This is a genomic window from Endozoicomonas sp. ONNA1, assembly GCF_024606325.1.
Lineage (GTDB): Bacteria > Pseudomonadota > Gammaproteobacteria > Pseudomonadales > Endozoicomonadaceae > Endozoicomonas_A.
This window is the reverse complement of sequence record NZ_JAHHPN010000922.1, coordinates 50,639-61,471: the sequence shown is the minus strand read 5'-3', so window position 1 is coordinate 61,471 and position 10,833 is coordinate 50,639. Positions and strand designations below refer to the sequence as shown.

Below are 10,833 nucleotides of genomic sequence, written 5' to 3'. Positions count from 1 at the left end.
ATGCCCGCATGAATCTCGTAACCTGTCACCGAAACTTTTTCCATATCAGGAAGTGAGAGGCTGCCCACCACCTGTTTCAGCTGTTTTTGGGGGGCTATTGTGGTTTCCAGATTCAGTAAACCCAACCCCTCAGTACTACCCGGCTCCCCCTCAATACCCTGAGGGTCATGCACGGCATTGCCAAGCATTTGATAGCCTCCACAGATGCCCATCAGTTTACCGCCGTAGCGGAGGTGTCTGAGAATATCCCTGTCCCACTGATTCTCTCTCAGATAGACGAGGTCAGTTCGGGTATTTTTGGAACCGGGAATGATAATCAGATCCACTGGAGGAATAGGTTCACTTTTGCCAACAAAGTAAATCTGAACATCAGGTCTCAGCCTGAGGGGATCAAAATCGGTATGATTACTGGTACGGGTCAATACAGGAATCGCTATTTTTAAAACCACATCGTTATCATGGCAGACCTGTTGTGACTGAATCGCATCTTCAGCTTCCAGATGCAGACCATGGAGATAAGGAAGAACCCCCAGCACCGGTTTACCGGTTTTTTGCTCAAGCCATTCCAGTCCCGGTTCCAGCAGTTTGATATCACCTCTAAAGCGATTGATCACAAAACCGGCCACACGCTTTTGCTCTGATTCCGATAACAGGGCCAATGTCCCGTAAAGATGGGCAAAGACTCCACCTTTATCAATATCAGCAACAATGATGACCGGACAGTCGGCTGCTTCTGCAAAACCCATATTGGCAATGTCTCTGTCTCGCAGGTTGATTTCTGCCGGACTTCCAGCCCCCTCAACCAGCACAAAATCGTATTGAGCTACTAACCTGCGCCAGGACTCCAGAACCGACTTTAGCAAACTTGGTTTCAAGTCGTGATAGGTTTGGGCATTCATTTCCCCGATAGAACGTCCATTGACGATCACCTGCGCACCAATATCGGAGTTAGGCTTCAACAAAACAGGATTCATATCCGTATGGGGCTCAAGACCCGCCGCTAATGCTTGCAACGCCTGTGCTCTGCCAATCTCACCTCCATCCTCAGTCACTGCACTGTTCAGAGCCATATTCTGTGGTTTGAAAGGTGCTACTGAAATACCCCGTCTGCTGAGCGCCCGGCAAAGTCCGGTAACCAACGCACTTTTACCCGCATCGCTGGTAGTTCCCTGGACCATGAGAGTTCGTTGCCCTGGCGGTATTGAGTGATTCATAAATTTAAGAATGGCAGTCCTGAAAATAAGATGAAGCAGTTTGATTGTGTTCAGTGGATGGATGCAAGTGCTTTTTTGCTGTCCGATATCATTTCTTCCCGGAATGTTCCACTGCTCGGAAGCCCTCTGGCATTAAGAGCCATAGAGATTCCATTAATAAACCTATTTCGGGTCAGGCTCTATCTGTTAACATAGCTGGTAGTCCAATTCCAAACGAATCCAGCCCTGACATGAGTCGATTCTTATATTCATTTTTATTGTACCTGGCGGTACCCGCTGTCCTGATCAAGCTGGTTCTGCGCGCTAGAAAATCCCCAGCTTATGCTCATCGCTGGTGTGAACGCTTTGGTTTTATCAAAAAATTACCCAATGACAAGCCCATCATCTGGATTCACTCTGTTTCCGTCGGTGAGACCATAGCCAGTGCGCCCATGGTTCATGCTTTGATGAATCAATACCGAAATCATCACTTTCTCATCACCACCATGACTCCCACTGGCTCTGAGCGTGTTAAAAAGATATACGGTGACCGTGTTTCTCATGTTTATTGCCCCTACGATTTGCCAGACGTCCAAAGCCGGTTTCTAAATCGGACTCACATCAAAATGGCTTTAATCATGGAAACAGAACTCTGGCCCAATACCATTGCCGCCTGTAAAGCCAGAAACATTCCTGTCGTGATCATAAATGCCCGGTTATCAGAGAAGTCGGCCCGTGGTTATGCAAAGCTGGGCTCACTGACTCGAAACATGATGCAGAATATCCATCGGGTAGCCTGTCAGACTGAAAATGACGGTGAAAGATTCAAACAATTGGGTTTACCTGCTGAACGTCTGACAGTAACAGGCAGCGTCAAGTTTGATCTGTCTGTGGATGATGAAATCCACAAAAGTGCTGCCTTGCTCAAATCCACATGGGAATCAGGATTAGGCCGTACCACTAAAATACTGATCGCTGCCAGTACCCACGATGGCGAAGATAAACCGGTTCTGGATGCTTTTCGCAAAATACAGGAGCAACTCACCGATACGCTATTGCTGATTGTTCCCCGACATCCCGAGCGGTTTGACCGTGTTTTTGAACTGTCAGAAAGCCTGGGATTCAACACCATCAGACACAGTCAGGCGACCGAAACTTCCAGAGATACCGAGGTGATCATTGGCGACACTATGGGTGAGCTGATGAAGCTGTACGCAACCTCCGACATAGCCTTCGTCGGAGGCAGTCTGATTGAGAATGGGGGCCATAACATGCTGGAACCCGCAGCCCTGGGAATACCGGTTTTATCTGGCCCCAGCATTTACAACTTCATGGACATCAGTCAGCAGCTAGAAGACGCTGGCGGTATGAAAACAATTCAAAACTCAGATCAATTGGCAGAAGTCGTATCCGATCTGCTGACTGACGATGCTGCCAGAAAAAAGATGGGGAGCCAGGCTCAAACCTTTGTAGAAGGTAATAAAGGATCTCTGCAAAAGCTTTTGAAACAAGTGTCAGAAACCATTGATCATCTTGGCTAAGCTACCCAGCTTAGTCTGTGCAATTTCAACAAAGAGCTTCATGACAGATGCAGTAGACTCTATTGCAAGATTTTTTGTTGACTCCCGTTGCCAAGGGGGAGTTATTTCCCCTTAACCGGATTACGGCTCATATTTGTTATCTTTTGTTGATTCTGCAATGTTAATGCAATGCTGTACGAATTAAATCAATGGTTATTTCGTAATCACTTTTCAGGTTAAAATTAGTACAGGTTGTTAAAAATACTTTATCATTTTCCAATGACCCGAACATTTCTGATAAATGTTCTTTTGCCTTTTTGTTAATTTCTTCGTCTTCTAACTCGTCCGTGTCAGAAAAATCCACACATACCGCATCACTCAATAATCCTCCACTGCCATCGGATGAATAGTAAGCCACCCCATCACTGGCGGACAACAGCGTAGCCAGCATTTGCGCATTAGGATTGGCAGAACCTCCTGGCATACAGCGTAAGTTTCGTTTTTTAATTCTTGTCGTATAGGTACGTTTTGAAGAAACTACACCCGGCTGCTGTCTGGCAAGCAATGATGCGTGATATAACCTTAGCAACCGGACACTGTCTTTTAACGCTGAATCAGAAAAAAAAGGTTCTCCCCGTTGATCAAATTGATATTGTTTTATAATTATCTCATCAAAAAGGGAGATTAAACTATTGATCGCATTATAGAGTGGTGATGCACTAGCATCATGTGGTGATGCACTGGCATTATATAAATACAAAACAGAAATAATAAAAATAATCCGAGTTATTACAATTGCTCTATGATTTTTCATGCGCTTTAGGTTTACTTACATTGAAAAGTAACGTAAGAGCTTAGCACTTTTTTATTATTTGTCAGGATGATAAAGCTATGGCACTGCCTTGGACCATAAAAGAATGGCGCTGAAGCCAGCGCTATTCCTCTGTCACTCAAAGCTGCTTACATCAAAAAGTATCTATCAGTTTGCACGACATTGGGCTGGAATGGACATCTCTTCTGATGAAACAATCCAGCTATTCAGCTGAGAGAGATCTTCCGGGCTCAGGGTACCTGCGGTCTGCTTCAGCTTCAATGTGTTCACAATGAAGTCATAGCGGGCATTCAGGTAATCACGCTGGGCAGCAAACAATGTTTTCTGGGCATCCAGAACATCGGTAATGTTGCGGGTACCGACTTCATAACCGCTTTCAGTCGCTTTCAACGCACTTTCAGAAGAGACGATTCCCTGACAACGGGCTTCTACACGAGAGACATCCGAATTGACGCTACGGAACAGGTTACGGGTACCGGAGTTTATCTCACGCAATGCTTTGTCGTAATTCTGCTGAACCGATTCCATCTGATAAGTAGCCTGACGCACCTGGGAGCTGGTTGCACCACCGGCAAACAGAGGCAGTGTGAATTTAACACCCACTACTGTCTGGTCACCATCACCGGTCAATCTCCCGTTATCAGGATCAGTGATCGTTCTGGCAGAGTCTGAATCACTGGAGTTATAGTTATAGCTGGCAAAAGCATCAACAGTCGGTGCATGACCTGACTTCTTGGCCTTGATATTGCTCTCTGCTGCCTTCAGGCCTTCACGTGCTGCCTCAAGCTGAAGGTTGCTCTTGATCGCGTTGTTGACCCACTCATCAGAGATAGCAGGCGCAGGAGCACTGACGGGCATGGTTTTATTCAGCTTGCCAACGTCCTGAATATCCTGATCAGTGATTGTGCGCAGAGCCTCATAAGCCACTGAAAGGTTATTTTCACCATCAATCCGGGCCACTCGAGCATCGTCATAACGTGCCCTGGCTTCGAGAACATCAGTCTCCGCAATAAGGCCTACATTATAGCGTTCACGAGCCTGGTCCAGCTGTTGTTTAACCGCTTTCTCTTCGGCTGTAGCAGTGATCAGACTGTCTTCAGCTCTGAGCACATTGAAGTAGGCTTCTGAAACCCTGAGAATCAAATTCTGTTGCTCGTAACCAAAAGTAGCTTCCGCCTGAGCACTCTGAAACTTGGCAGAATCATAACCAAACCAGCTGGCCATATTGAACAATGGCTGGCTTAGAGTGGCTCCCCAAGTATGAGAGTTATAGTCATCTTTGATATCACGGGCTGCTGCTTCAGAGGATGTTTTGTTGTACTGTGTTCCAGCTGACAAAGATAAATTGGGCAGCAAGAGGGCCCTTGCCTGGCTGCTACCTTCCTGAGTCGCCATCATATCGGCACGTGCAGCGGCCAGCTGGGCATCATTTTTCAGCGCCAGATTGTATACTTCCAATAAATTATATTCTGTCTCGGCCGCTTGGGCTGACATAATTGAGCCGACCAGGGCTGCCAGTAAAAAGCCTTTACGATAAGTTTGTGGCATATCTCCAGTTCCTTGAAAAATGGGCCCGAAAGCCGAACGATGATGTCGGTTCACCCGTTGTAACTCAAGCGCAACTCGCCGAATTTACACTAGTTTACCTGTCGTCAAAAGCAATAAACCGAATCTGAAAAAATTTTAACTGACTTCTTCATACGAGCGACAGACTTTAAGTCATCCTTTAATCAGTAAACCAGCATCGAAACATCAACCACTGTCTTATAGTTAGATAGTGATCATTCCGGATCTGATCAGCTTCCTCTATCATAGGATCATGCACTACGATTGGCTTATGAACACTAAAACAGACAAGGCTCGCTACAAGGCCGACCTGATCAAACAGCAAAACCTGTGTGAGAGGAATTTCCACAAACTCATGCTTCTACTGCCCGATCTGGAGCACAAAGATGACGTTGTTCTCTCATTTTATTTCGCTGGCCGGGAGGGACGGGTATGGTTTCAGGTGTTGGAGCGAGCTCCTTTTACCACTGTTCTGCAAGTTGATCTGGATGCAGCCTGGGGTGAGTGGCTGAAGCTGCCCGAGTTCCGAGTCCGGATTTATCTCGATGTCAGAATGGCCGAGATCATCAGTTTCAATAAAGACCGGCACTTCAAGGCTATTTACCCTTATCCCAATGAGAAGATGCTCATGCCTGATGAAAAGGGACAGTTGAATCAGTTTTTTTCTGAATGGCTGAACTTTTGCCTCAGTCATGGTTTAGGCCAAATCTGAAATGAACCTGAAAACGTGCGAAGAATCACTGTTGTATTATGATCTCCCTGATAAAATTATGACGAATACTGCCTGGCTTCAATAATGAATTGCGGAACAGCCTATGACCGGAATACGCATCATCCAGTTAACAGACCCCCATCTATTCGGCTCTCCTGATGGCAGGCTAATGGGAGCAGACACCCATCGAACTTTACTGAACGTCTGGGAAAAGATTCAGTCCACACCCTTTAATCCAGACGTTTTCCTTGTCACCGGTGACCTCTCCCAGGACGAAAGTCTAGAATCCTACCAATCGCTGAAAGCAGTTCTGGATACCAGTGATAAACCTTATCTCTGGACCTGTGGAAATCATGACAATGCCCACCTGATGCATCAGGTCAGCCCGGAAGCCATGAACCCTTATCTGGATTTAGGGCCTTGGCAGATCATTATGCTGAACTCCCAGATTCCAGGTCAGGTTCCGGGCTTTTTATCCAACAAAGAGCTCCGGCTTCTGGAGAAATACCTCTCTGAGACCCCCGATAAACATACGCTGGTGGCTTTTCACCATCCTGCATACACCATTGAGAGTCAATGGCTGGACAAGATCAGCCTGAAGAACGCCGATCAGTTTATGAACCTGATCCAGTCCTACTCCAGTGTCCGGGTGGTCATCAACGGTCATATCCATCAGGAGCGGGATCAGTTCATCCAGAATGTCCGCTTTCTTTCTACTCCTTCTACCTGTGTCCAGTTCAAGCCTGAATCCGATCATTTTATGCTGGATGACCGCTGGCCGGGTTATCGAGAGCTTGAGCTAATGCCTGATGGCACCGTTGATACCCTGGTGGTCCGACTGGAAAGCGACTCCCTGAAACTGGATCTGACTGCTAATGGCTATTGATAACCCTCTTCGATATCAGCATTTCTTATTAATACCCTGACTGTTTTTTTCTAGATTGGAAAATAGGAGTAGTAAAAAAGGAAGTAAGGTTATGTCCAGGGTAAGGGCAATGCAGTACGATGACCAGGATAAGATCTTTTGGGATTCAGGTCAGGAATACAGAAAAAGACAAACTGCTAAAGAACGCTGCAAGAAGAGAAAGCAAAAATCCATTCGACAGGGCATTGATGACTACTGGGATAAGAAGTCCCTCCGACAAAATCTCGCCGATTCCTACGACGATTTTGATGACGACGATGATCTCAGTCAATTAGATGACATCCAAGGTCAACAGCCCAGAAATTAGATTTGATGCAGAAAAGCCACACAATACAGGTGGCTTTTCTTATAGCCTCAAGACTCCAGAAAGCGCTGCAAAGTACGAGCTACCAATTCTGGTTTTTCAGCATGCAGCCAATGTCCCGTTCCGGCAATCTCTCTCATAGTCGCTTTCGGGAAACGTTTCAGAACTTCTTCCCGGTGTTTTGCGAGAATGTAATCCGAGTTACCGCCCTTCAGGAATAATACATCACCTTCAAAAGCCTCCTCCCCGGAATGACCTGCCAGTATCTCTAAATAGTGATGATGAATGGCTTCCAGATTCATTCTCCAACGGTAACGTCCCTCGCCATTGCGATAAAGGTTCTTCAGCAGAAACGATCGAACAGCCGGCTCTTCTATGTGCTGGCGCAGCGCATGATCAGCATCAGCCCGCTTCCGGATAGCCTCCAGATCAACAGCAAACAAACCTGCAAAAACATCGTCATGCCGACGTACCTTGTATTGCACCGGAGCTATATCCATGACAGCCAGTTTGTTTACTCGTTCGGAATAAGTCAGAGCCACTTCCATCACGACTTTGCCGCCCATGGAGTGTCCGAGCAGGTGTGCCTTCTCAATTTGTTGATCATCCAGATATTCAATGATATCTGCTGCCATGACGGAATAGTTCATGGCGTCATCATGAGGAGAGCGACCATGGTTGCGCGCATCCAGACCGTGTACTCTGAACTTCTGCGCCAACTGACGGTTGATAGCCCCCAGATTTTCCTGCGATCCAAATAGTCCGTGCACACTGATCAGGTGCTCACCCTTTCCCTGCTGTCTGGCATACAATTTCATGGGTTGTTCAATCTCTTCTCTCGCCTTACAACGGTTTTCGTAGAATACGGCATCATGCCGGTTAGCAAGATGGACACCTTAATTCCGAAAGATACTGTATCAGAATGCTCTTGCCACCGGGATACGGAAAAAGCCTATGACCCGGAGGCATAAAAACCCCTTCATTGATGCTGCTACTCTGAATTGTATAGCTTCATTTTTCAATAAGGACTCCATCATGAAGGGATCTCAATGGATCATCAGCCTGTTGATCTCAGTATTTTGTCTGTCTGCCTGGTCGACGCCCCCCTTAAAACCCGAGCTGCTTTCCGAGCAGGTGCAGGCAGACGAGGAAGGATGGTGGAGAACCGGCTTCCTGGTTGGCACCGTTTCCTCAAAAGGTTGGCAGACGGGCTTTATCTGGGAATCCGGAGAGCTGGAATTTCTGGCAGGGGAAGGCGCCTTGACTGGAAAAAACTACCCTGCGAAAACCTACGAGATATCAGTACAGCCTGAGTATTATTACCTCTGGGACAAACTGAAAGTTTCCAACAGGCCTCTGGTGATCAAATACAAATATCCATTCTGGTATAACACTTTCGCTACTCACAGTCGTTATCGAGTGATTGATGTTCAACCGGTTGAGAGCAGCTTTTCCAAAACACCTTCATTTACTCAACACCCCAATGGCATTGATTTAGATCCGGTGGTACAAAATTCAAGGGTCTTCAGTCAATGGCAAACATTCGGGCTGGTGCTTCATGTAGCCCGTTGGTCAGTGAGCCACAACTGTTTGGTATACCTTCATTTGGGTGGCACCGCCAGGATTATGAAAAGCAGACCGGTTTACACACCCTCTCTTGAATACAATCCTGATAATCGTGAATATGAATTCACAACGGTTTCAACTTATGAAACTTATGAGGTTGAAGTACCCAATGTTGTAAAACTGAGCACGAGCGACGAAGCCATTTGTCGCTATGCAGAAGATGCCGCTGTATCGCAGTCAGAAGTCTATGTCGAATACACTGGAGTAAAAGCCCGGCCTGATACCGAGATGTTTCATGTTCTCCACTCTATCCAAGTTGAAGCGCCTTATGGTAATGAAGAAAAGTAATGATTCAAGCTGACGCAACAACAATCCTTGGTTTGATACGTCAGAGCACCTGAAAAGCACGAAAACCGCTTAAACAGAAACAGCCGCCTTAATGTGAGGGTGAGCCTTATAATCAACCAGTTCAAAGTCATCAATGGTAAATTCGAAAAGATTCCTGATGGCAGGGTTCAGCTTCATTGTTGGTGAATGAAAAGGCTTACGGGTCAGCTGTTCTTCTGCCTGCTCCAGATGGTTGGAGTAAAGATGGGCATCACCAAAGGTATGAACAAAATCCCCCAGCTTCAGATCACATACCTGGGCAATCATCATCGTGAGTAACGCATAAGATGCGATGTTAAAAGGCACACCCAGGAAAATATCAGCACTGCGCTGATAGAGCTGGCAGGAAAGCTTGCCATCCAGAACATAGAACTGAAACAGACAGTGACAGGGAGGCAAAGCCTGTTTACCCATAGCGGCATTGTCTTTAGGGCTGAACTTTACATCGGGCAGCACACTGGGATTCCAGGCACTGATGACCAGCCTTCTGGAGTCTGGATTGGTTTTTATTTCATCCAACAGCCATTGAATCTGATCAAACGTTTCGCCGTTTGCATTTTCCCAGCTTCGCCACTGCTTGCCGTAAACAGGGCCCAGTTCTCCTTCATCCGTCGCCCACTCATCCCAGATTCTGACACCGTTTTCCTTCAGATAGGCAATATTAGTGTCACCCTTCAGGAACCAGAGCAATTCATGAATAATGGAGCGCAGATGACACTTCTTGGTGGTGACCAGTGGGAAACCTTTCGACAGATCAAAGCGCATTTGATAGCCAAAAACACTGTATGTTCCAGTGCCGGTTCGATCCGATTTGAAAGTACCTTGCTCTTTCACATGACGCAGGAGATCGAGATACTGTTTCATGGCATTGATCCTTTATTTATTTGCTCATGGCTTTTAATTCCGCTCACGGCTGCTCTTTCCACTCATGGCTGCTTTCCTACCAGATTTGACCGCATGTTTTTTCAACCAGACCCGATCATCCTGATTTTGACCATCTACCAGTGGAAACTTTTTATAGGCTACCACCATAAGTCCCGCACCCAGAAGGATCATGGGCACCGTCAGCAACTGTCCCATCGTCAACCAGTCAAAAGCAATGAAGCCCAGCTGCTGGTCAGGTTCCCGAACAAATTCTACGCAGAAGCGCCCAACACCATAGATCAACAGGAATAGACCGGACACGGCCATACGGGGACGAGGTTTGGCCGAGAACCACCAGAGCACTCCAAACAGGATGACCCCCTCAATAACGAACTGGTAAAGCTGTGATGGGTGTCTTGGCATCCGGGAGGGATCCGTCGGAAATACCATGGCCCATGGAACATCTGTTATCCTTCCCCATAGCTCACCGCCAATAAAGTTACCCACACGACCCATGCCCAGTCCCAGAGGAACGAAAGGGGCAACGAAGTCTGTCATCTGAAAGAAGTTCTTATCGATCTTGCGGCCAAAGAGGAATACGGCCAGCAAAACCCCCAATAAACCACCATGGAAAGACATGCCACCTTCCCAGATACTAAACAGCCAGAGTGGGTTTTGCAGAAAATAATCAAAGTTATAAAACAGCACATAGCCCATGCGCCCGCCCACTATGACCCCAACGGCGACATAGAATAATAAATCCCCAATTTGTTCGGAATTCCATAAACCGTTTGATTTTTTGGCTCTCTGAACAGCCAGCCACCAGCCTCCGGCAAAACCCACCAGGTACATTAGACCGTACCAGTGGACTTTGAGAGGTCCAAGGCTGATCGCAACGGGATCAATTTGAGGATATGGGATCACAGGAGGATTCCGGATAGTTCTCAAGGTTAACTGTTACGTA

General features: G+C 46.8%; 12 protein-coding genes. 6 read left to right on the top strand and 6 right to left on the bottom strand.

The window, feature by feature from the left end; translation table 11 throughout:
• A partial coding sequence (locus KDK19_RS21920; RefSeq protein WP_368736490.1) for a cobyric acid synthase occupies positions 1 to 1,178 on the bottom strand: 1,178 nt, incomplete at its 3' end.
• 27 nt (positions 1,179 to 1,205) lie between these two features.
• Between KDK19_RS21920 and KDK19_RS21915 the strand changes: the two genes are divergently transcribed.
• On the top strand, positions 1,206 to 1,409 hold the full coding sequence (locus KDK19_RS21915) for a hypothetical protein (protein WP_257288398.1): 204 nt from the start codon (positions 1,206 to 1,208) through the stop codon (positions 1,407 to 1,409).
• A gap of 35 nt (positions 1,410 to 1,444) precedes the next feature.
• Positions 1,445 to 2,734: a lipid IV(A) 3-deoxy-D-manno-octulosonic acid transferase gene (gene waaA / locus KDK19_RS21910; RefSeq protein WP_257280200.1), complete on the top strand. Its 1,290-nt coding sequence runs from the start codon at positions 1,445 to 1,447 to the stop codon at positions 2,732 to 2,734.
• Positions 2,735 to 2,894: 160 nt separating this feature from the next.
• Here waaA and KDK19_RS21905 read toward each other — a convergent pair whose 3' ends face one another.
• Together KDK19_RS21905 and KDK19_RS21900 are read right to left on the bottom strand one after the other, a co-directional pair.
• The gene (locus tag KDK19_RS21905) at positions 2,895 to 3,527 is read right to left on the bottom strand and encodes a hypothetical protein (protein WP_257280201.1); all 633 of its coding nucleotides are present in this window, start codon (positions 3,525 to 3,527) and stop codon (positions 2,895 to 2,897) included.
• Positions 3,528 to 3,692: 165 nt separating this feature from the next.
• Entirely contained in the window at positions 3,693 to 5,093 is a 1,401-nt protein-coding gene (locus tag KDK19_RS21900; protein ID WP_257280202.1) for a TolC family outer membrane protein, read from the bottom strand.
• Positions 5,094 to 5,382: 289 nt separating this feature from the next.
• On the opposite strand from KDK19_RS21900, the gene KDK19_RS21895 reads away from it, so the two are divergent.
• From KDK19_RS21895 to KDK19_RS21885, 3 genes are all read left to right on the top strand, one after another.
• Complete coding sequence (locus KDK19_RS21895) at positions 5,383 to 5,823, top strand: DUF1249 domain-containing protein (RefSeq protein WP_257280203.1); 441 nt, start codon at positions 5,383 to 5,385, stop codon at positions 5,821 to 5,823.
• A gap of 103 nt (positions 5,824 to 5,926) precedes the next feature.
• A complete protein-coding gene (gene cpdA / locus KDK19_RS21890; RefSeq protein WP_257288396.1) occupies positions 5,927 to 6,709 on the top strand; it encodes a 3',5'-cyclic-AMP phosphodiesterase in 783 nt (260 codons plus the stop codon).
• A 91-nt stretch (positions 6,710 to 6,800) separates the two neighbouring features.
• Positions 6,801 to 7,055: a hypothetical protein gene (locus KDK19_RS21885; RefSeq protein ID WP_257280205.1), complete on the top strand. Its 255-nt coding sequence runs from the start codon at positions 6,801 to 6,803 to the stop codon at positions 7,053 to 7,055.
• Positions 7,056 to 7,102: 47 nt separating this feature from the next.
• Here the strand turns inward: KDK19_RS21885 and KDK19_RS21880 are convergent, their stop codons facing one another.
• Positions 7,103 to 7,870: an alpha/beta fold hydrolase gene (locus KDK19_RS21880; protein WP_257288395.1), complete on the bottom strand. Its 768-nt coding sequence runs from the start codon at positions 7,868 to 7,870 to the stop codon at positions 7,103 to 7,105.
• 217 nt (positions 7,871 to 8,087) lie between these two features.
• On the opposite strand from KDK19_RS21880, the gene KDK19_RS21875 reads away from it, so the two are divergent.
• Positions 8,088 to 8,966, top strand: a complete 879-nt coding sequence (locus KDK19_RS21875; protein ID WP_257292939.1) for a hypothetical protein — start codon at positions 8,088 to 8,090, stop codon at positions 8,964 to 8,966.
• Positions 8,967 to 9,035: 69 nt separating this feature from the next.
• Here KDK19_RS21875 and KDK19_RS21870 read toward each other — a convergent pair whose 3' ends face one another.
• Together KDK19_RS21870 and lgt are read right to left on the bottom strand one after the other, a co-directional pair.
• Entirely contained in the window at positions 9,036 to 9,869 is an 834-nt protein-coding gene (locus tag KDK19_RS21870; protein ID WP_257254350.1) for a thymidylate synthase, read from the bottom strand.
• Between the two features lie 33 nt (positions 9,870 to 9,902).
• On the bottom strand, positions 9,903 to 10,793 hold the full coding sequence (gene lgt / locus KDK19_RS21865; protein ID WP_257254349.1) for a prolipoprotein diacylglyceryl transferase: 891 nt from the start codon (positions 10,791 to 10,793) through the stop codon (positions 9,903 to 9,905).
• Positions 10,794 to 10,833 lie beyond the last annotated feature (40 nt).

Excerpts from the sequence above, each read along its gene's own strand:
- waaA (WP_257280200.1), top strand. The coding sequence starts at position 1,445 with ATGAGTCGATTCTTATATTCATTTTTATTGTACCTGGCGGTACCCGCT.
- KDK19_RS21905 (WP_257280201.1), bottom strand. The coding sequence starts at position 3,527 with ATGAAAAATCATAGAGCAATTGTAATAACTCGGATTATTTTTATTATT.
- KDK19_RS21900 (WP_257280202.1), bottom strand. The coding sequence starts at position 5,093 with ATGCCACAAACTTATCGTAAAGGCTTTTTACTGGCAGCCCTGGTCGGC.
- KDK19_RS21895 (WP_257280203.1), top strand. The coding sequence starts at position 5,383 with ATGAACACTAAAACAGACAAGGCTCGCTACAAGGCCGACCTGATCAAA.
- cpdA (WP_257288396.1), top strand. The coding sequence starts at position 5,927 with ATGACCGGAATACGCATCATCCAGTTAACAGACCCCCATCTATTCGGC.
- KDK19_RS21885 (WP_257280205.1), top strand. The coding sequence starts at position 6,801 with ATGTCCAGGGTAAGGGCAATGCAGTACGATGACCAGGATAAGATCTTT.
- KDK19_RS21880 (WP_257288395.1), bottom strand. The coding sequence starts at position 7,870 with ATGAAATTGTATGCCAGACAGCAGGGAAAGGGTGAGCACCTGATCAGT.
- KDK19_RS21875 (WP_257292939.1), top strand. The coding sequence starts at position 8,088 with ATGAAGGGATCTCAATGGATCATCAGCCTGTTGATCTCAGTATTTTGT.
- KDK19_RS21870 (WP_257254350.1), bottom strand. The coding sequence starts at position 9,869 with ATGAAACAGTATCTCGATCTCCTGCGTCATGTGAAAGAGCAAGGTACT.